This window comes from Deferribacter abyssi (assembly GCF_049472655.1).
GTDB classification, from domain to species: Bacteria; Chrysiogenota; Deferribacteres; order Deferribacterales; family Deferribacteraceae; genus Deferribacter; species Deferribacter abyssi.
Window position 1 is genome coordinate 39,593 of sequence record NZ_JAQNCS010000007.1, and the last position, 21,231, is coordinate 60,823.

At 32.0% G+C, this 21,231-nt stretch carries 20 protein-coding genes, 5 tRNA genes and 1 other RNA gene; 15 read left to right on the forward strand and 11 right to left on the reverse strand.

The window, feature by feature from the left end:
• Complete coding sequence (locus OWK30_RS05340) at positions 1-594, reverse strand: helix-turn-helix domain-containing protein (protein WP_423324307.1); 594 nt, start codon at positions 592-594, stop codon at positions 1-3.
• A gap of 247 nt (positions 595-841) precedes the next feature.
• Between OWK30_RS05340 and acnA the strand changes: the two genes are divergently transcribed.
• On the forward strand, positions 842-3,487 hold the full coding sequence (gene acnA / locus OWK30_RS05345) for an aconitate hydratase AcnA (protein WP_423324309.1): 2,646 nt from the start codon (positions 842-844) through the stop codon (positions 3,485-3,487).
• A gap of 12 nt (positions 3,488-3,499) precedes the next feature.
• Positions 3,500-4,048, forward strand: a complete 549-nt coding sequence (locus tag OWK30_RS05350; RefSeq protein WP_423324311.1) for a hydrolase — start codon at positions 3,500-3,502, stop codon at positions 4,046-4,048.
• A gap of 305 nt (positions 4,049-4,353) precedes the next feature.
• On the opposite strand, the gene OWK30_RS05355 is transcribed toward OWK30_RS05350, so the two are convergent.
• From OWK30_RS05355 to OWK30_RS05370, 4 genes are all read right to left on the reverse strand, one after another.
• A tRNA-Gly gene (locus OWK30_RS05355) sits at positions 4,354-4,426 on the reverse strand.
• Between the two features lie 36 nt (positions 4,427-4,462).
• Positions 4,463-5,317 carry an NAD(P)-dependent oxidoreductase gene (locus tag OWK30_RS05360; RefSeq protein WP_423324313.1) on the reverse strand — a complete coding sequence of 285 codons (855 nt, stop codon included), beginning with the start codon at positions 5,315-5,317 and terminating at the stop codon, positions 4,463-4,465.
• Positions 5,314-5,700: a RidA family protein gene (locus OWK30_RS05365; protein ID WP_423324315.1), complete on the reverse strand. Its 387-nt coding sequence runs from the start codon at positions 5,698-5,700 to the stop codon at positions 5,314-5,316. The genes OWK30_RS05360 and OWK30_RS05365 overlap by 4 nt, the downstream gene beginning before the upstream one ends.
• 14 nt (positions 5,701-5,714) lie before the next feature.
• Positions 5,715-6,398 carry a hypothetical protein gene (locus tag OWK30_RS05370; RefSeq protein WP_423324317.1) on the reverse strand — a complete coding sequence of 228 codons (684 nt, stop codon included), beginning with the start codon at positions 6,396-6,398 and terminating at the stop codon, positions 5,715-5,717.
• Positions 6,399-6,541: 143 nt separating this feature from the next.
• Between OWK30_RS05370 and OWK30_RS05375 the strand changes: the two genes are divergently transcribed.
• From OWK30_RS05375 to OWK30_RS05410, 8 genes are all read left to right on the forward strand, one after another.
• The gene (locus tag OWK30_RS05375) at positions 6,542-7,516 is read left to right on the forward strand and encodes a polyprenyl synthetase family protein (protein ID WP_423324319.1); all 975 of its coding nucleotides are present in this window, start codon (positions 6,542-6,544) and stop codon (positions 7,514-7,516) included.
• Positions 7,513-8,496, forward strand: coding sequence for an AmmeMemoRadiSam system radical SAM enzyme (gene amrS, locus OWK30_RS05380; protein WP_423324321.1), 984 nt, complete (start codon positions 7,513-7,515; stop codon positions 8,494-8,496). Before OWK30_RS05375 ends, amrS begins: the two co-directional genes overlap by 4 nt.
• Complete coding sequence (locus tag OWK30_RS05385) at positions 8,457-9,413, forward strand: FAD:protein FMN transferase (RefSeq protein ID WP_423324323.1); 957 nt, start codon at positions 8,457-8,459, stop codon at positions 9,411-9,413. Before amrS ends, OWK30_RS05385 begins: the two co-directional genes overlap by 40 nt.
• Entirely contained in the window at positions 9,403-9,756 is a 354-nt protein-coding gene (locus OWK30_RS05390; RefSeq protein WP_423324325.1) for a NusG domain II-containing protein, read from the forward strand. The genes OWK30_RS05385 and OWK30_RS05390 overlap by 11 nt, the downstream gene beginning before the upstream one ends.
• Entirely contained in the window at positions 9,731-10,240 is a 510-nt protein-coding gene (locus OWK30_RS05395) for a Gx transporter family protein (protein ID WP_423324326.1), read from the forward strand. Before OWK30_RS05390 ends, OWK30_RS05395 begins: the two co-directional genes overlap by 26 nt.
• An 8-nt stretch (positions 10,241-10,248) precedes the next feature.
• The gene (locus tag OWK30_RS05400) at positions 10,249-10,836 is read left to right on the forward strand and encodes a Maf family protein (RefSeq protein WP_423324328.1); all 588 of its coding nucleotides are present in this window, start codon (positions 10,249-10,251) and stop codon (positions 10,834-10,836) included.
• Positions 10,836-12,383, forward strand: a complete 1,548-nt coding sequence (locus tag OWK30_RS05405; protein WP_423324330.1) for a fatty acid--CoA ligase — start codon at positions 10,836-10,838, stop codon at positions 12,381-12,383. Before OWK30_RS05400 ends, OWK30_RS05405 begins: the two co-directional genes overlap by 1 nt.
• A 197-nt stretch (positions 12,384-12,580) precedes the next feature.
• Positions 12,581-12,952, forward strand: a complete 372-nt coding sequence (locus OWK30_RS05410; protein WP_423324332.1) for a PepSY domain-containing protein — start codon at positions 12,581-12,583, stop codon at positions 12,950-12,952.
• 137 nt (positions 12,953-13,089) lie between these two features.
• Here OWK30_RS05410 and ssrA read toward each other — a convergent pair.
• The 6 genes from ssrA to OWK30_RS05440 form a co-directional block, all read right to left on the reverse strand.
• Positions 13,090-13,436, reverse strand: a transfer-messenger RNA (tmRNA) gene (gene ssrA, locus OWK30_RS05415).
• 40 nt (positions 13,437-13,476) lie between these two features.
• The gene (gene smpB, locus OWK30_RS05420; protein WP_423324334.1) at positions 13,477-13,932 is read right to left on the reverse strand and encodes an SsrA-binding protein SmpB; all 456 of its coding nucleotides are present in this window, start codon (positions 13,930-13,932) and stop codon (positions 13,477-13,479) included.
• A gap of 76 nt (positions 13,933-14,008) precedes the next feature.
• Positions 14,009-14,083: transfer RNA gene (locus OWK30_RS05425), tRNA-Asp, on the reverse strand.
• Between the two features lie 8 nt (positions 14,084-14,091).
• Positions 14,092-14,164, reverse strand: a tRNA-Val gene (locus tag OWK30_RS05430).
• An 8-nt stretch (positions 14,165-14,172) separates the two neighbouring features.
• Positions 14,173-14,247: transfer RNA gene (locus OWK30_RS05435), tRNA-Glu, on the reverse strand.
• A gap of 4 nt (positions 14,248-14,251) precedes the next feature.
• Positions 14,252-14,327 (reverse strand) — tRNA-Lys (locus OWK30_RS05440).
• 316 nt (positions 14,328-14,643) lie between these two features.
• Between OWK30_RS05440 and OWK30_RS05445 the strand changes: the two genes are divergently transcribed.
• Genes OWK30_RS05445 through OWK30_RS05465 form a run of 5 tightly spaced genes read left to right on the forward strand, consistent with a single transcriptional unit; the run spans position 14,644 to position 21,059 of the window.
• Positions 14,644-16,179, forward strand: a complete 1,536-nt coding sequence (locus OWK30_RS05445) for a type I restriction-modification system subunit M (protein WP_423324336.1) — start codon at positions 14,644-14,646, stop codon at positions 16,177-16,179.
• Entirely contained in the window at positions 16,172-17,170 is a 999-nt protein-coding gene (locus tag OWK30_RS05450; RefSeq protein ID WP_423324338.1) for a virulence RhuM family protein/type II toxin-antitoxin system death-on-curing family toxin, read from the forward strand. The genes OWK30_RS05445 and OWK30_RS05450 overlap by 8 nt, the downstream gene beginning before the upstream one ends.
• Positions 17,170-18,273, forward strand: a complete 1,104-nt coding sequence (locus OWK30_RS05455) for a PDDEXK nuclease domain-containing protein (RefSeq protein WP_423324340.1) — start codon at positions 17,170-17,172, stop codon at positions 18,271-18,273. Before OWK30_RS05450 ends, OWK30_RS05455 begins: the two co-directional genes overlap by 1 nt.
• 49 nt (positions 18,274-18,322) lie before the next feature.
• Positions 18,323-19,948: an RNA-binding domain-containing protein gene (locus tag OWK30_RS05460; RefSeq protein WP_423324342.1), complete on the forward strand. Its 1,626-nt coding sequence runs from the start codon at positions 18,323-18,325 to the stop codon at positions 19,946-19,948.
• Complete coding sequence (locus OWK30_RS05465) at positions 19,941-21,059, forward strand: restriction endonuclease subunit S (protein ID WP_423324344.1); 1,119 nt, start codon at positions 19,941-19,943, stop codon at positions 21,057-21,059. The genes OWK30_RS05460 and OWK30_RS05465 overlap by 8 nt, the downstream gene beginning before the upstream one ends.
• Positions 21,060-21,231: the final 172 nt, after the last annotated feature.

The window sequence follows — 21,231 nt, forward strand, 5'->3', positions numbered from 1 at the left end:
CTACCTCTGTAAATTCCGCATTTTCTGCACATCTAGTTTTTTCATCCTAACACTCAAAATCTTTGATGAGCCTTTATTTATACTTTCTGCATAATGTGGTATTTTAGAGCTAAAAGCAATGGAATCCCCTTCTTCAAGCTCAATAATATCATTATTAAGATACAACTTTATCTTACCATCTAAAATAAACATAAACTCATAACCTTCATGACTAAAAAGCTTCTTATGAGAATCTCCCGGCTTTATAGTAACCACAAATGTTTCGAAAATATCATTATTTTTAATATGAGCAAGCTCCTCATAGAGATATCCATGTTTAGCTCCTTCTCTAAATACAAACTTGCGCTCTTTCTTTTTAACAATGTAGTAATCTTTATAATTTATTTCCTCATCAAAAAAATATGTCATTTTTACATTTAATACTTTTGCAATTTTTGCTAATGTAGAAATGGGAGGAGTAACTACATTATTTTCAATTTGTGATATAAGAGCTTTTGAAAAACCTGTAAAATTTGCTACATCTTGTAATGTCATACCGCGTTCTGTTCTTAATTTTCTAATTCTTTCACCAATATTAATATCAAACTCTTCCATGACACACCGTTAAAACCTATTTTATTTTGTTTAGTTTTACTTAATTTAATTAAGCTTGTCAATAAAAAATCTTGATTCCAAAAAGTCAACTACTAAAAAATTATTTACAAATATTCAGTGCAGTTTCTTAATACTATAATGTTTTTAATAGCATCCTAAAAATAGTGTGTTATTAATTAAGGAGTCAATTGATATTTGAACATCATAATGTTATAATAAAGTAAAAAGTTTTGGAAGATGATCAATTATGTACAAAAAACAAAACCTGATAAGTGAAACAGTTTTCCTTAACCATAAAGCTTTATTTATAGATTTAAAAAAATTAAATGTTAATGCAAAAGTAGAAAAATTACCTTTCACAATACGAATTCTTTTAGAAAATTTATTAAGAAATTTTGATGAAAATATTGCTAACAATACCCATATTGATTATCTACTAAATTATGATCCCCTTTGTAAAGAAAAGATAGAAATCCCTTATTTCCCATCAAGGGTTTTAATGCAAGATTTCACAGGAATCCCAGTTGTGGTCGATATTGCAGCTATGAGAGATACCGCAAAAAAATTGGGTAAAAATCCTGAAAATATTAATCCTAACATTCGCGTTGATCTAATCATAGATTATTCAATTCAAGTTGATTTTTTTGGGACAAAAGATTCTTTGAGATTAAACATAGAAAAAGAATACGAAAGAAATAGTGAAAGATACCAAGTTTTAAAATGGGGACAACTCAGCTTTGATAATTTCAATGTCATCCCTCCAAATAATGGAATATGCCACCAGGTTAATCTAGAGTTTTTATCTAAACCTATTAAATTATCCAAATCAGATGGTAAGCTTTTTACTTTTCCCGATACTGTAGTAGGTACTGACTCCCACACACCTATGGTAAACGGTATTGGCGTTTTATCCTGGGGAGTAGGAGGGATTGAAGCTGAAGCAGTTATACTTGGCCAACCTTACTATATGAGTATACCACAGGTAATCGGAATAAACCTTACTGGAAAACTTAATCCAGGGGTAACCTCCACAGACTTAGCACTAAATATAACTAAGTTTTTAAGAAAATATGGTGTAGTCGAAAAATTTGTAGAGTTTTTTGGTGATGGTATAAAAGAACTTTCAGTCCCTGATAGAGCAACTATCTCTAACATGAGTCCAGAAAGCGGCTCCACAATTTCATACTTCCCTATGGATGAAAAAACTGCAGAATATCTTATCTTAACAAACAGAGAAAATGAAGCAAAAATCTTGATAAACTATACAAAACAAAATTTACTATTTGCAGACAATTGGAACAATATAATCTACTCTAATGTTTTAGAATTTGACTTATCCAAAGTAAAACCATCCATTGCAGGACCATCAAAACCTCATGATAAAATATTTTTATCTGGCATAAAAGATAAATTTAAACAAATATTAAACAATAATAAGAAAAAAGTTGAAATTACCATAAGCGATGAAAAATTCACTATTAAAGACGGCACTGTTGTTATTGCAGCGATTACCTCATGCACCAATACATCAAATCCAAGTGTAATGCTTGGAGCAGCACTGCTTGCTAAAAAAGCTGTAGAATATGGACTTCAAGTTAAACCTTACGTTAAAACATCTTTAGCTCCTGGTTCAAAGGTAGTATCAAAATATCTCAAGAAATCGGAACTTTTACCATACTTAGAAGCACTCAAGTTTCATATAACTGCTTATGGCTGTACAACCTGTATCGGTAATAGTGGGCCATTAATAAAAGAAGTAGAAGAAGCTATTGATAAAGGGGAGTTATCTGTAGTATCCGTCTTATCAGGTAACAGAAATTTTGAAGCAAGAATCCATAATAAAGTTAGAGCAAACTTTTTAGCTTCTCCTATCTTAGTTGTAGCTTACGCAATTGCAGGAAGAATCGATATCGATTTTGACAAAGAACCCTTAGGATACGACCCAAACAATAGACCCATATTTCTACAGGATATTTGGCCATCCAACAAAGAAATCGAAAAATTAATTTCTAAAGTAATTACTTCAAACGAATATAAAAAAGAATATGAAAAAATATTTCATGGCGATCATAATTGGCAAAATTTACAAGTCAAATTTTCTCCAACTTTTCATTGGAATGAAAACTCTACATACATAAAAAAACCACCATTTTTTAATGACTTCAAACTAACAGTTAAAGAACCTAATGATATTAAAAATGCAAGAATACTTTTATTACTAGGTGATTCAGTTACCACAGATCACATATCTCCTGCAGGTACAATAAAAATAGATTACCCTGCAGGTAAATACTTAAAAGAAATGGGGGTCTCTACTAATGAATTTAATACCTATGGTTCCAGAAGAGGCAATCACGAAATTATGATGAGAGGCACCTTTGGAAATGTTAGAATCAAAAATAAGATCGTTTCTCCAAAGGAAGGTAGTTTTACAATAAAGTTTCCAGAAAATAAAGAAATGTTTATATATGATGCAGCTATGAAATATATGGAGGAAAATATACCTTTAGTAATATTTGCAGGCAAAGAGTACGGAACGGGGTCATCTAGAGACTGGGCAGCAAAAGGCACAAAATTACTTGGTATAAAGGCTGTAATAGCAGAATCTTTTGAAAGAATACATAGAAGTAACTTAATAGGCATGGGTGTTCTACCTATACAATTTTTACCAGGTGATAGTTATGAAAAACTAGGAATTAAAGGAAATGAAATAATAAATATTACTGGAATCAAAAACCTTTATCCACAAAAAAAAGTATGGATAACTGCAGAAAAACCTGATTACAATAGAATTGAGTTTGAATGTGTAGTACGACTCGATACTGAAACAGAAGTTACCTATTTCAAACATGGTGGAATTCTTCCATATGTTTTAAGAAAATTTATAAATTAAAAAGGAGGACATATGTACACTTTAAAAAGAGATGATGCAGTTTTAGTCATTGTGGATATTCAAGAAAAACTTGTTAAAGCGATGCCAGAAAAAGTTTATGAAAAAATCAAAAAAAATGTAAAAATTCTTCTTGAAGCATCCAAAATATTGAACATTCCTGTTATTTACACCCAACAATATACTAAAGGGTTGGGTGAAACTATAAGCGAACTAAAGCAGCACTTAACTGACTGTCATATCGAAAAACTTACATTTTCATGTTGTAAAGAACAAACATTTTTAACAAAATTAAAAGCTACCGGGAAAAAAAGTGTCATTCTTACGGGAATGGAAGCTCATATTTGCGTTTTACAAACTGCTATTGATCTCATCGAAAATCAATACAACGTCTTTACAGTAGCTGACGCGGTATGTTCACGATTTAAAGACAACTGGAAATTTGGTTTACAATATATGAGAGATGCTGGCGCCAAAATAACCATAGTTGAAACTGTATTATTTCAGCTACTAGAACGTTCTGATGCAAAAGAATTTAAAGAAATTCAAAAATTAATAAAATGAAAAAGTCAGGTTTCACCTGACTTTTTCATTGCTTTATATCAAGATAAATCTGTACTAACGCTTTGTTAACACAAAGATTGTTTCGCTAACAATGACAGCTTCTCTTTTCGATATTGTAAGGAGTATAAAAGAGAAAACAATTCATTAAACATCAGCAAATTACATGTTTTAGATATATTACTGTACAATACTCTCAAAGTTTATAGCAAACTACTATTTTATGTGAAAAATGAATATTATCAGAAAACTATCTAGACTACAACACCGAGATTTCATAACTTCTTAATAACTATTGGAAATCATAAAGCGGGCGACGGGGCTCGAACCCGCTACCTCAAGCTTGGGAAGCTTGCGCTCTACCAGGTGAGCTACGCCCGCATCAGATTAATTATTTATAAAATTATTAGTACATTGTCAATATAATTCATCCACAATAGCAGAAAAATCTTTATCACCCTTACCAGTTATACTAAGCGCCCTATACAACTCTTTAACCATTGATGACATAATTGAAGGAAAACCTACATCTCTTGCAAGGTCATAATAACACTCAAGATCTTTTATTAATGTATCCACATCAAAATGAGGATCATAATCTTTTTCAAGAATCTTCAATTTTTTACCTCTTAAAACAAGGCTATCACCTGCTCCATTCTCTAACAATTCGATAGCAAGTTTCCTATCCATACCCATAAATTCACATACACGTATAGCCTCTTTCAACACTGCCATAAAATTCCCAAGCACCATATTATTTACAAGTTTAAATCTTGTAGCCACGCCAACTTGTTCAAAATGAAATACTTTGTTTCCAAAAAGGGACAAAATATGCTCCACCTTATCAAAAATCACTTTTTTACACCCAGCTAGAACTGTAAGCGAACCACTCTTTGCTGGAACAACACTACCAATTATGGGAGTTTCCACATAAAAATTTCTACTAGATTCTACTTTATCAGCAATCTCTTCTACATCTTTAAAATGATTAGTAGTTGTGTCAATCACAATTTTACCTTCAATACTTTTAGAAAAAAGTCCTTTTTCACTAAACAGTACCTCTTTTACACTTTCACTATCGTAAAGATTTAAAACAACTATATCTATGCCCTCATCCCATATCTGATAAGGCAAATCCTTTTTTATAATATCATATTTTTCCATTTTCTCCTTTGTTCTGTTCCACCCCACTATTTCCACTTTGTGGCTTAATAGATTTTCCACCATCGCAGCCCCAAGCTTACCAAAACCAACAAAACCAATCTTTATCATTCCCTACCCCCCTTTATACATATAGCATCTATTTCAACATTTACATCTTTTGGTAATCTTGAGACTTCAATCACCGCTCTTGCAGGTCTGTGACTATCAAAAACTTTTGCATAAACTTCATTTATTTTAGCAAAATCGTTCATATTTTTTAGATAAATTGTTACTTTTGCGATGTCATACAAAGAAAAACCTGCATCTTCAACAATTTTTACAAGATTATTCAAAACCAAACTTACTTCAGATTCAATATCTGAATTTAAAATTTCATTGGTTGAAGGATCTATCGGTATCTGCCCTGAGACAAAAAGCATATTTCCAATTTTAACAGCCTGAGAATAAGGTCCAATAGCTTTTGGTGCTCTTGAGGTATTAATATATTCCATGATAACCTCCAATACTAAATTTTCATACCTGTAATCACTTTCCAGATAAAATAAAATTCCGAATCAACTCTATCAAGAAATTTGAAAAACTTTGTATATTCATTATCAGTTTTAAACAAATAAGGTTTAAAATTGTTCAATGCAAAAAATTTTTTAAGTTCATCCATACTGATATCTTGAATAATTTCATCTTCCTTCAAATTAATAAAAATGTTGCTTAGACCATTTTTTAGAGAAGAATACCATCTCTTTAATTTTTCATAAACAGGTATTTCACTCCCAGCACTTAAAACTTCAAGAACATTCTTACCATTTCTACCATATACCTGAGGATACACAACCAATAAAAATTTCCCACCAACATTTAAGCTCAAATTAATAGCATAAATAACATCGTACAATGGCTGAAAATTAAATGTGCCACATACAGATAATATAAAATCTACTTTTACTTTAGAGAGTGTATAAGCAAGATTTACCTCATATCTCAGAGGAATAGTATTTTTATAATTTTGCATTCTCTCTTTACTAACGACATAAACCCTTTTAAAATTTTTTTTATCAGCTAAGTGTCTTGCAGTTATATAGTCATTGAATGATATATCACATGCATTTAAACCATACCCAGTTTCAATATCTAACCCATCAAAAAGCTTTAAAAAAGTAAGATAATCCCCTTCTATTTGTGTAAAATTCATAATTATCACCTTTTAAAATTTTTGATAATTAAATTTTAATTTACTGTTACGTTTTTTTAAGATATATAATTTAAACAAACATTTCAATAAGATAATTATGCTCGTATTTACGAGAAACTAAGAGTTTGATGAAGAGGGTTAAAATGACATTAAATGAAGTCATGGAACTTGTCAAAGATGATATAAAAGAAGTAGAAGAAGAATTGCTTAAGAACCTCGATTCTGAAGTGCAAATGGTCAATGAAGTAGCATCCTACGTTTTTAGAAGTGGGGGTAAAAGACTTCGTCCAATATTTTTAATTCTCTCTTCCAAATTAGCAGGCTATGAAGGAAAACGTGCTACTACTTTAAGTGGAGTTGTTGAGTATATCCATACTGCTACTTTACTTCATGATGACGTTATTGATGGGGCAAAATACAGAAGAGGTAAAAAATCTGCCAATAACGTTTTTGGAAATGATATAACAGTATTATGCGGGGATTTTCTTTACTCAAGAGCTTTCGTCAATCTTGTTAAAGATGGCGACAGTGATGTACAGATGATCCTTGCCACTGCTGCCAAAACAATGAGTGAAGGTGAAGTGTTTCAATTAGTTAAAACGGCAAACTTCGATTTAACTATGGAAGATTATTTAAAAATCATATACTGCAAAACAGCAGTTCTTTTCTCAAGCTGTTGTGAAATAGGAGCAGTACTTGCAAAAACATCTTTTAAAGAAAGAAAAAACTTAAAAGAATTTGGTAGGCTCGTAGGTATTGCATTCCAAATGAGTGATGATATTTTGGATTATCTTGGCGAAGAAGAAAAAACTGGCAAAAAACCAGGTACTGATTTAAGAGAAGGTAAAATGACCCTTCCTTTGTTACTTTTAAGAGACATAGCCACAGATGAAGAAAAAAAGATGCTCCACGAAATAATTCTTGACGAAAACAACTCTGACAAAAATCTAAGTTATATAATTGATCTTCTTAATAAATACAAAATCAAACAAAAAGCAGAAAATTATGTGGATAGTTTCATTAATGATGCTAAAACTAAATTAGATATATTTCCAGATTCTAAGTATAAAGACGCTCTTCTTTTTTTAAGTGAATACGTTATCAAAAGAGATCGATGATCGTAGAAGCAAAATTTTATGAAAAATTACCTGAAAACAAAGTACAATGTACACTCTGTCCCCATAATTGTATAATAAAAGATGGCAAAACAGGATTATGTCTTATAAGAAAAAACGAAAAAGGTATTCTTTATCAAACTTCATATAATGAAGTGAGCTCAATAGCTATTGATCCTATAGAAAAAAAACCTTTATACCATTTCTACCCTTCATCAAGCATTTTATCAATAGGTACGAATGGATGTAACCTTAAATGTCCATTTTGTCAAAATTGGCAAATAGCAACAACCATAACAAATAGGAAAATAATAAATCCTGATCTTTTGAAAAAATTTGCTATCATGCATAATTCTATAGGCATCGCATATACCTACAATGAGCCTTTTATCTGCTATGAATTTATCCTTGATTGTGCAAAAGTTTTTAATAACGCAGGATTGAAAAATGTTTTTGTCACAAATGGACAAATAAATTATGAACCTTTGATGGAATTAGCTCCATATATTGATGCAGCTAACATTGACATTAAAGGATTTACAAACCATTTTTATAAATGGATTAATGGTGATTTAACCACTACACTAAATACTATTGAACTGCTATTCAAAAAAGGAACCCATATAGAGCTAACAAATCTTATAATAACAAACAAAAATGATGACATTGATAGTTTTGATGAGATGTGTAGGTGGATTGCAGATATAAGCGATAATATACCATTGCATATCTCGAAATATTTTCCAAATTACAAATTCAAAGAACCATCTACACCGCTTGAAACATTAAGAAATTTTTATAAAATTGCAAAAAAGCATTTAAAATATGTCTATATAGGAAATGCTCAAATACAAAATACAACGGATACCTTCTGTCCAAAATGTAATCAACTTTTGATTGAACGTAATTATTATCAAACAAAATGTCATATAAATGAGCCAATATGTCCAGAGTGTTCAGAAAAGCTTTACTTTGTTTTATAACTTTATTGATAATCTCTTGTTCAAACCAAAGTAATTATGAAACCAACAGTTTTTATGTGCTTGGAACAATCTTAAATATTACACTACCTAAATCAAAAAATAATTTTTTTAACATAACATACAAATTCATAAAAAAGAAAGAAGATAAAATTAACAGCTTCTATAATAAATTCAACTCATCTCCTATTTACACTAAAATAGTAATTGATGATGAAATTTACAATCTATTGAAAAAAGCTCAATTCTTTTACAATATTTCAAAACATAAGTTTGATATTAGTATATATACTCTTACATCTCTGTACGGTTTTCCAGAAGGACCTTTTAAAATACCTTCAAATAAAAACATAGACAATGCCATGAAAATGATTGGTTTAAAAAATATACAACTTAATAGAAATCATATAATTAAATTAACTAACCTTAAAATCGATATGGGAGCCTATGCAAAAGGGTATATAGTAGATGAAGCAATCGAATTATTGAAAAAAAACGGTATTGAAAGTGCCATCGTGGACGCTGGCGGAGATCTTTTTGCACTCGGCCTAAAGAATGGTAATAAATGGCGTATAGCAATAAAACATCCTGATACAGAAAATAGTTTTTTAAGTATTGTAAATGTTTCAAATAAGGCTGTTGTTACCAGTGGAAATTACGAACGCTTTTTCATTACTAAAGATGGGAAAAAAATTATTCATATATTCGATGCCACTACAGGTAAAAGTGCCAACAATTATAAAAGTATATCTGTCATAGCAAATACTACAGAATTGGCAGATGGACTAAGTACTCTTTTTTTCTTGCTATCTTTGAAAGAAATAGAAAACCTGTGCTCAAGATTTAATACCCCTACCCTTGTTTACACCCTTGATAACAAAATTATTAAACTATGTTCTTGGGAAACTTATGAAAATTAAGACACTTGATTTTATTGTAATCATATTACTTATAATCATATCCATCTACCCACTATTTAAAAAAAATACTGGAAATAAACAACTATATCTGCTAGTTAATGATAAAAAAATTAAACTTCCTTTTAAAAACAAAACTATTAACTTAAAACACAGTTTTAATAAAAACATCATAATTGAAATTAGTAAAGAAAAAGCTCGCATTTTAAAATCTGACTGTCCCTTACAAACATGTGTTAAAACAGGCTGGATATCCAACTGTAATGATGCTACCGTTTGTATTCCTAATAAAGTAGCATTAATAATTGAGTGTAAAGAAAATGAATACGATGCTATCTCAAAATAAAAAGATAGCCCTTTTATCCATTTTTTCAGCTATAACAGTAATCCTTGGTTATCTTGAAAATTTTATACCTTTGCCGTTTCCAGGAATAAAACTCGGTATAAGTAATATAGGTATAATGTTATCTATTTACACATTAGGTTTCAGCTACTCCCTTGCAATAGTTACATTAAAATCATTAATTGTCCCTTTTTTCACAGGAAATGTCATTGTTAAAATTGCACTTGGCATGCCAGCCTCGTTTGCCTCATTTTTAATCATGTATACTTACTTTTTTTTAACCAAAAACTATTCTTCTCCTCTATCCACTGGAGCTTTAGGGGCATTTTTTCACATTCTAACCCAATTTTTTGTAGCAAAACAGCTTTTTATAAAAAATCTTGCAATTTTTAAGATTTTCCCTTATTTTTCATTGTTATCTGTCATTATGGGTATGTTGACGGGAATTATAACATATAAAATTTTAAAAATTTTAAATAACTATTGAGGCATATAATGTATCAAAAAGTAATATTAGCTAGTGGTTCTCCCAGACGAAGAGCATTATTATCAAAACTTGGGATAAACTTTCAGTACGTTACTTCCACTATAGATGAACAATTAAACCATAACAAAAATATCGTGGAAGAAGTTGTAAGACTTGCTACTATGAAAGCGTATGATGTAGCCAGAATTTACGATGAAGCATTTATAATCGGAGCAGATACTGTTGTAGTATGTGAAGGTAAGGTACTTGGTAAACCTCTAACAAAAGAAAACGCTATAGAAATGTTAAAATTTCTAAGCGGCAAAAAACATCAAGTCATCACTGGAGTAGCGGTAATTAATAAAAATGTAAAGTTCATAAAACAGTTTCATGACATCACTGATGTTTATTTTAAAAAATTAAATGACGACTTAATAAAATGGTATGTAGAAAATGATGAACCTTTTGATAAAGCAGGAGCTTATGGGATCCAAAGTATGGGATGTCTTCTAGTTGAAAAAATTGTAGGTAGCTATGAAAATGTAGTAGGTTTACCAGTCGCAAAACTCTTTGACGTTTTTAAAGAAATAGGAATTAGTCCTTATAGGGGGTTATAGTGGAATTTAAAAATCTTGCTGATATGCTAACAAAAAATGCTAAAAAATTTAAAAACAAAAAATATCTATTCTTTGAAAATCAAAAATATACATATAACCAAGTAAATAAACTTACAAATAAATGTGCTCACGCTTTACTTCGTCTTGGTTTGAAAAAAGGTGAAAGAGTAGCTATTCTTCTTGATAACTCTCCCGAATTTATATTTTCATTTTTTGGAATCACAAAATGTGGTGCAATTGCTGTTCCTATAAATAATTTCTTAAAAGAAGAAGAAATTACATATATCCTTAATGATTGTAATGTAAAATTTTTAATTACTTCCGAAAACTATAAAGACCTTTTTCCATATTTAAAAAGCAATACAACATCTTTAGAAAATATATTAACCTACGATTTTTCTTCTCCTGATTCTGTAAACCTAAATGAACTTATAACCAACGAATCCGATGAAAATCTGCCTTGTGATTTTGATTCTGAGGACTTAGCAGTCCTAATATACACATCAGGAACCACTGGTAACCCAAAAGGTGCAATGTTATCCCATAAAAATCTTCTTTCCAATTGTTATAGCACAACTCAAGCTTATAAAATAAATGTTAGAGACAGATTTCTACTCTTTCTTCCAATGTTTCATTCATATGCATTTACAACTTGTGTACTACTTCCTACTTTTGTTGGTTGCTCAATTATTATTTTGCGTTCTGTTATGGAATTAAGAAGTAAAAAATTTAAAAATATTCTTCTTTTTAAAAGACCTACTTTTTTCTTAGGTGTACCACAAGTTTACTCAGCGCTTTCAAAAGCTAAATTGCCAAATTGGTTTATTAAATTTCTGTATCCTGTAAGGATACATGTAAGTGGTGGAGCACCTTTGCCTGAAGAAATTTTAAACACTTTTAAAGAGAAATTTAGAAAACCTATCCTTGAAGGATATGGACTTTCTGAAGCATCTCCAGTAGTTTCTGCCAACAGAATTGAATGGCAAAAACCCTATTCTGTAGGACTTCCTTTACCAGATGTTGAGGTAAAAGTGGTTAATGATGAAGAAGAAGAATTGCCTATAGGTGAGATTGGTGAATTGATTGTAAAAGGTCCAAATATTATGAAGGGATATTGGAATTTACCAGAAGCAACTGCTCAAGCAATAAGAAATGGTTGGTTATTCACTGGAGATATGGCAAAATTGGATGAAGATGGTTTTATTTATATTGTCGATAGAAAAAAAGATTTAATAATTGTAAAAGGAATTAATGTATATCCGAGGGAAATAGAAGAGCTTCTCTACCAATACCCAGGAATTGAGGCAGCTGCAGTAATAGGAATACCAGATGAAGCAAGCGGAGAAGTTCCTATTGCTTATATAATGCCAGCAGATGGAGTAGAATTAAAAGAAAAAGATATAAAAAATTATCTTAAAGAACACCTTGCAAACTATAAATTACCAAGAAAAATAATTTTTGCTAAAGAATTACCCATGACAGCCACAGGCAAAGTGTTAAAAAGAAAATTAAAAGAACTTGTTTTAAAAGATTTTAAAAATAAATAATTAAAAAACTTAAATTAATAATAATCACAGTCTTCATCGGTGTAAAATCTACACAATTGTGTAAATTTTACACAATTTCATTAACATTGCGAAATCAAATATACCTAGATTATCAACAACTTATCAATTTACCCTTCTTGGCACACACTATGCTCTATATTAAAACGTAGATTAAAGACATATAAGGAGGTGCAATCATGAAAAAATTAATAATCTTAACAACAATCTTAGTTTTTGGTACAACTTTAGTGTTTGCCAAAGGGTCTAGATTTGGTAGAGGTTTTGGTTTAAGCCAAGGTTATGGACCAGGATATTGTGTAGGTTACAGTTATGGTGTTAATTTTCATGGTCCAACAAACCAATTAACAGAAGAATATGCAAAAAATGCTGTTGAAAAAATACTTAAAGCTAACTTCAAAGGATATACAATAAAAGGAGTAGAAAAATTCAGAGTACCTAGAGGTACAATTTATGAAATTAATGTTACAGATACTGTAGGAAACACATTTAAATTTCGTGTTAATCCTTGGGGTTCAGTTAGAGGGCCTTTCCCTATCTACAACAATTAACAATTGCCGCTGAAAAGCGGCATCTCATTGTTTAATATTTATGTAAAACCTTTATATCTTAAGTTGCCACTAATGGTCAATCATCAGAAATTAAATTTTAAAATCTTTTAATTAATACGGATTTTAAAAGTTTATTTTGGTGGAGGCGGCGGGAATCGAACCCGCGTCCGAGGAAACTTCGGCTTAAGGCACTACATGCTTAGCCTGTGTTTTGAAGTCCTGCTGATGTGCCCACAGGCAGGCCCAATCAGCAGCAAGCCTCTAAATTCTCGTCCAAAGCTTAGAGGCGTCGCCTTGGACCAGCCTGCTAAGTTGGCGCCCATCACAGAACCGCAGGCAAGCCCTGTGTGGACGTCACTGCATTAATTAAGCAGCGAGTGCAAGTTCGTCGTTTGCAACTATTTTTGTCTGGCTGTTTTACGAGGTGCCAGACCTCGGCATGCGCCTTAAACCTACATTTTCCCCGTCGAAACCTTTCGCCCCCTTAATATATAAAAATTATATCTTATTTAACTCTTTTCAAGCTATTTCACTCTATACTTATTTTTCAGAGTTCGAGATATTTCTCTTTCCAAATCCTTTTTCTTAATTGTTTCACGTTTATCATAAAGTTTTTTACCTTTAGCAAGTGCTATTTCTATTTTTACCAAATTGTTTTTCAAATACACTTTGAGAGGAACAAGTGTTAGTCCTTTTTCTTGCACTTTACCAGCTAAACGTTCAATTTCTCTTTTATGCAAAAGAAGTTTTCTAGTCCTTTTTGGGTCATGATTCATTATATTACCCTGTTCATATGGAGATATATGACAATTTAGTAAAAAAGCTTCACCGTCTTTTATTCTAATAAAAGAATCTCGCAAATTTATACGGCCATTCTTAGCAGACTTTACTTCAGTACCCTTCAAAACAATACCAGCTTCATATTTTTCAATAATCTCATAATCATGAAATGCTTTTTTATTCGTAGTCAATACTTTCATAAAACAAATATACCTTTAAGGACATAATTTGTAAATAAAAAAAGCCACCTCGTTCCTACCGAGATGGCTTTTCATACGGGGACGACGAGACTCGAACTCGCGACCTCCGGCTCGACAGGCCGGCGTTCTAACCAAACTGAACTACGCCCCCATAAAAAATGGGCGGTGCAGGGATTGAACCTACGACCCCCGGCTTGTAAGGCCGGTGCTCTCCCAGCTGAGCTAACCGCCCATCAATTACGTCCCCAGGGGGATTTGAACCCCCGTTACCGGCTCGAAAGGCCGGTGTCCTAGGCCAGGCTAGACGATGGGGACATAATGGTGAGCCGTGCAGGCTTCGAACCTGCGACCCACTGCTTAAAAGGCAGTTGCTCTACCTACTGAGCTAACGGCTCACTCTCTTTTTTCCTGTCTGGCTTCATCGCCTGACGGGATTGAACATATAACAAAACAAACAAATAAAGTCAACTAGTTTTTTATAAATTTTTAATTTTTTTTTACGTTTAATTATAAGTCCTAGAAATATTGAGATTTCATTGCATATTATAAAGTGTTAATGCCCTTCTAAGAATATTTGTGACCAACTCTACGTTTACTTCACTAAGATATAACTTACGTTATAATTGTCGTAATAATTTTAATTTTATCTTAATAAATGATGAATTATATTGAATTTATGGTAAAATAAAAATTGGTTAGGGAGGTTTAGTTATGGCAAAAAAGAAGAATAATACAGAATCTTTTGAGCAGCAACTCTGGAAAGCAGCAGACAAATTAAGAAAAAACATTGATGCTGCAGAGTATAAACATATTGTTTTAGGTCTTATTTTCTTGAGATATATTTCAGATGCCTTTGAAAATTTATATGAAAAACTTAAAAAAGGCGAAGGAGAGTATGCAGGAGCTGACCCTGAAGATGTTGATGAATATAGAGCTGAAAATGTGTTTTTTGTGCCACAGAAAGCAAGATGGGAATTTTTAAAAGCAAATGCTAAAAATCCTGAAATTGGGAAAATCATTGACGATGCAATGGAACTAATTGAAAAAGAAAATCCTTCATTAAAAGGAGTTTTACCAAAAGGTTATGCAAAAGCAAATATTGACCCTATAAATCTTGGTGGCCTAATTGATCTTTTTAGCAATATTGCTTTTGACAAAGCAAAAGAGAGAAGTGCTGATATTTTAGGCCATGTTTTTGAATACTTTTTAGGCCAGTTTGCACTTGCTGAAGGCAAAAAAGGAGGTCAGTTCTATACTCCAAGAAGTGTTGTTGAGCTTCTTGTTGAAATGCTTGAGCCAAACAAAGGGAGGGTATTTGACCCGTGCTGTGGTTCAGGTGGGATGTTTGTGCAGTCTGAAAAGTTTGTAAAGGAGCATCAGGGAAGAATCAATGATATTTCAATTTACGGTCAAGAGAGCAACTACACAACATGGCGACTTTGTAAAATGAATCTTTCAATAAGAGGAATAGACTCTTCGCAGGTTAAGTGGAATTCTGAAGGCTCATTTTTAAACGATGCTCATAAAGATTTAAAAGCTGATTTTGTTATTGCCAATCCACCGTTTAACGACAGTGATTGGAGCGGTGATTTATTGCGCAAAGATGTTAGATGGAAATATGGCATACCCCCGGTTGGAAATGCCAATTATGCCTGGATACAGCACTTTATTTTTCACCTTGCACCACATGGAAAAGCAGGCTTTGTCCTTGCAAAAGGTGCGCTTACAACGAAGCAAACTGCTGAGTATGAAATCAGAAAAAACATGATAGAAGACGATATTATTGACTGTATTGTTAATCTGCCACCAAAACTTTTCCTGAATACTCAAATACCTGCCTCTTTATGGTTTATCCGTAAAAACAAGACTACCCGCAAACGGGAAATTCTTTTTATAGATGCCAGAGATATGGGAAAACTCATAAACAGAAGAACAAGGGTTTTAACTGAAGAGGATATAAAAAAGATTGCTGATACTTACCACAAATGGCAAAGAGAAGATGAAGATTACGAAGATATAAAAGGCTTTTGCAAATCAGCAAAATTTGAAGAAGTAAGAGACCTTGACTATGTTTTAACTCCCGGTCGGTATGTTGGCCTCCCCGAAGAGAATGATGACTTTGATTTTGAAGAAAGATTTACAAAGCTAAAAGCGGAATTTATGGAGCAGTTAAAAGAAGAAGAGAGGCTGAATAAACTGATTCTTAAGAATTTAGAGAAAATAGAGTTGAGAGAGGAAAATGAATAACAGTCAAGAACTAATTATTTATCAGGATAAAGACAAGAAAATCGAGGTGCAACTGAAAGAAGAGACAATCTGGCTAAACCTTAATCAGATTGCTTTCTTGTTTGATGTTAAAAAAGCAGCAATATCAAAACATATAAAAAATATATTTTCATCAGGTGAACTACAGGAGAAGTCAACTGTTTCCAAAATGGAAACAGTTCAATTAGAAGGAAAAAGAAAAGTTAAAAGAAGAATAACCTATTACAACCTTGATGTAATAATTGCCGTTGGCTATCGAGTGAACTCCAAAAAAGCAACTCAATTTAGAATCTGGGCAACACAGGTTTTAAAAAACTATCTCATAAAAGGATACGCTCTTAATGAAAAAAAACTCACTGAACAACGCATTAAAGAAATTGAGAAAACGGTAAAATTCATAAAAGGAAATATTAGAACAGCTTCTCTTTCTTCTTCAGAAGTAAAAGGACTGCTTGAAATTATTGAAAAATACGCTCTTGTGTGGAAATGGATCGAAGAATACGACACAGGGAAAATAAAACCGGAGAAAACCAACAAGGAAAGGAAGAAAATAAACTATGAAGAAGCAAAAAGCGCCATAAATGAACTAAAAGAATATCTTTTAAAAAAAGGAGAAGCATCTGATGTCTTTGGTCAGGAAAGAGACAGAGGGCTTTTTGAAAGTGCATTGAATATAATTTATCAAACCTTTGATGGACAAGAGCTATATCCTACCTTTGAAGAAAAGGCTGCCAATTTATTATATCTGATAATTAAAAATCATCCTTTTGTTGATGGAAACAAGCGAATTGGTGCATTGCTCTTTTTAATGTTTTTATATGAAAATATGTCAAAAGAAGAATTATTTGAAAAATTTAACAGTAATACTTTAACGGCTCTGTGTTATCTTGTAGCTGCAAGTCCACCTGCTCAAAAAGAGCAATTGGTAAATTTAATAATGAATTTCATTTCATTTGAAAGGGAAGAAGGATAATGAATGATAAAATTTCAACGGGATGGAAAAATGATAAAAAATACAATGAATGGATAAAGAGTTTAAAAGAAAAATTCAGACAGGTTCAATTAAAAGCAGCTGTTAAAGTAAATAGTGAATTACTAAATTTTTACTGGGAGCTTGGAAAAGAGATTGCAGACAAACAGAAAGAGGTAAAATGGGGAGATAAATTTCTTGAAAGATTAAGCAAAGATTTAATGAATGAATTCCCAGAGGTAAAAGGATTTTCTTTAAGAAATTTGAAATATATTCGGCAATGGTACTTATTTTGGAGCAACATTGAGGAAATTGGGCAGCAGGCTGTTGCCCAATTTAGAGATAAAAAAGTGCAACAAGCTGTTGCACTAATTACTCAAATACCATGGGGGCATAATCTTGTAATAATTACAAAATGCAAAAATTCGGAAGAAGCATTGTTTTATGTTCAAAAAACAATAGAAAACAGCTGGTCAAGGTCAGTTTTAACCCATCAAATAGAAAGTGGACTATACGAGCGAGCAGGAAAATCCATAACAAACTTTGATAAAACATTACCTAAACCGCAATCAGATCTGGCAAAAGAGATGTTAAAAGATCCATACTGTTTTGATTTCCTTGCAGTAAGAGAAAACTACACAGAAAAAGAACTTGAAAATGACTTACTAACGAATTTAACAAAATTTCTCCTTGAACTTGGAGCAGGTTTTTCCTTTTTAGGAAGGCAATATAAAATTGAAGTTGGAGAAGAAGAATTTTACATAGATTTGCTTTTTTACCATGTAAAATTGCATTGTTATATTGTTGTGGAATTAAAAACCGGGAGATTTAAACCTGAATATGCAGGTAAACTAAATTTTTACATTTCAGCAGTTGATTCATTATTTAAAACAGAAAAAGACAATCCAACAATAGGTATTTTGATTTGTAAGGAAAAGGATAAAACAATTGTAGAATATTCTCTGCGTGATATTTCAAAACCTATTGGTGTCAGTGAATATAAAATTACAAGAGAATTGCCAGAGGAGTTAAAATCTTCTTTACCTGATATTAAAGACATTGAAGCAAGTTTAAATGAAGTTAAAGAGGAGAAAAGCGATGAGTGATAAAGTGCCGAAAGAATAGAAAAGATTAAATTGAAAAAAGAGGTATTACATGGCTTTACCAATAAATATTGAAGAATTAATCAATGGAAACACTGTTGAATGGGAAAGAATTGAATTTCGCAAAGGCTGGAATCCTGAACGCACCATAAAAACAATTACTGCTTTTGCCAATGACTTTAATAATTGGGGTGGTGGATATGTAATCATTGGAATTAAAGAAGAAAATGGTAAACCCAAATTACCCCCAGAGGGGCTTAAAGTAGAAGAAATAGAAAAAATTCAAAAAGATTTAAACAAAATTTGTAGAAAAATTATTCCCAATTATTTTCCAATAGTTGAACCTGTTAACTTTATGGGTAAGAATATTTTGATTTTATGGTGCCCGGGAGGAAGTGTAAGACCTTACAAGTGCCCGGAAAATTTCACTAAAAATCCGAGATATTTCTATTATATCAGGCGTTTTTCTTCAACTGTTAAACCTACGATTGATGAAGAAAAAGAACTCATTGCAATGTCCAATCAAATTCCCTTTGATGATAGGGTAAATTATAGATATTCATTAAAAGAGTTTGACCTTGGAGCAATAAAAACTTTTTTAAACAAAGTAAAGAGCGAGCTTGAAAACCAGATACCTAACTTAACAATTGAAGAAATATCAAGAAAGATGAACATTGCAGAGGGAAGCGATGAAAATCTGCTTCCCAAAAATGTTGGTTTGTTATTTTTTGGAAAAAATCCACAAAGAATCTTCCCTTCAGCTCAAATAGAGGTTGTTATTTTCAAAGATAAAGATGGAATAGAGTTTGAAGAAAAAATCTTTGATGGAAATCTTATGGAGCAAACATTAAATGTTTTAAATTTTTTAAAAAGTCAGATTGTTAAAGAAAAAGTTATAAAAAGAGAAGGAAAAGCAGAAGCTGACAGATTTTTTAATTATCCTTATCAAGCTCTTGAAGAGGCAGTTTGTAATGCTGTGTATCATAGAGGTTATGACAATGATTCACCAATAGAAATAAGGATATATCCGGAGCATATAAATATAATCAGTTTTCCAGGACCATTGCCACCGCTAAACAGAGAGAAGTTAAAAAAATATCAATTTGATGTGAGAAAATACAGAAACAGAAGAATTGGTGAATTTCTGAAAGAGCTTCATCTTACAGAAGGAAGGCAAACAGGCATTCCAACTATACTAAAAGAACTTGAAAAGAATAAATCCCCAAAACCTGTTTTTGAAACAGATGAAGAGAGAAGTTATTTCAAAACAACATTTTTTATACATCCGGAGTTTAAAAGAGAAAGTGAGGGAGTAAATGAGGCTACCCCTCAAGATAGTGCTGAGTTAGAATTAAGTTGGGACCAAGTTGGGACTAAGCTAAAGTCAAGATTTGAAGATTTACTCCATCATGAGGGAGTAAGTGATGGAGTAAATGAGGGAGTAAAAGAAAGATTGATAGAAGAAATAGTATTTTTAAAAAACAATCATGCTATAAAAAGAGCTGATATAGAAAAGATTTTTAAAGTGTCCAAGGCAACTGCTGAAAGAGACATTGCATTTCTCAAAAAATTAGGATTGATTAAATTTGTTGGTGCACCTAAAACAGGAAAATATGTAATCACTGAAAAAGGAAAAAAGTTTTTAGAAGATAATGAACAGGAGAAAGGCAATGAGTGAAAAAGTGCCTGAAGGGTGGAAAAGAGTGAAGTTGGGGGAGGTGATAGTTTTTAATTATGGAAAATCTTTACCTGAAAGAAAAAGGGTTAGTGGAGATATTCCTGTATATAGTTCTGCTGGTATAACAGGTTGGCATAATAAAGCCTTAGCAAACTCAAAAGGAATAATAATTGGTAGAAAAGGAACTATTGGTAAAGTATATAAATCTAAAGTACCTTTTTTTGCAATTGATACATGTTATTATGTTTTACCTAACGATGATGAATATGATTTTGATTTTATTTATTATCTTCTTTTTAGTTTAAAATTAGATGAACTAAATGAAGATAGTGCGGTTCCAGGATTGAATAGAAATACTGCTTATGCACAAGAAATCCCCCTCCCCCCACTCCCAGAGCAAAAAGCCATTGCATCGGTGCTTTCGTCGTTAGACGATAAAATAGACCTTCTCCACCGCCAGAACAAAACCCTTGAAAAAATGGCAGAAACCTTATTCCGCCAGTGGTTTATTGAAGAGGCAAAGGAGGATTGGGAGGAAAAGCCGTTATCTTTTTTGGGAAAAATAGTTTGTGGAAAAACCCCATCTAAAAAAAAGAAAGAGTATTTTGGTGGAAATATTCCTTTTATAAAAATCCCAGATATGCACGGAAATACTTTTATTTTTGAAACTTCTGATAGTTTAACAGAAGAAGGGAAAAAGTCACAAAATAACAAAACACTGCCTGCTAAGTCTATTTGTGTAAGTTGTATTGCAACTGTAGGGTTAGTTTCTATGACAACTAAAGAAAGTCAGACAAACCAACAAATAAACTCAATTGTGCCCAAAAAAGATTATTATCGTTATTATATATTTTTATTTATGAAATATTTGAAGAGTTTACTTGTTGCAATGGCAAGTGGTGGAACTACAACTTTAAATTTGAATACTGGGGATTTTTCTAAAATAACAATTCCTTTGCCTGAAGAAAATATTTTGAAAATATTTCATAATCTAGTTGAACCATTATTTGACAAAATACTAATTAACCAGCAACAAATCCGCACATTGGAAAAACTGCGGGATACTCTCCTGCCAAAACTGATGAGCGGAGAAGTGAGGGTGAAAATATGATTCCATTAAATATAGGGGCAGACCTGCGTGTCTGCTCGCAAAAATACACGATCAAACACAATGTAGGGGCAGAATCTATTTCTGCCCGAAAAAATAATACGTGGGCGAACACACAGATTCGCCCCTACAAATACAAAATATGGAAAAATATATTACGGGTGAATACGTAGGG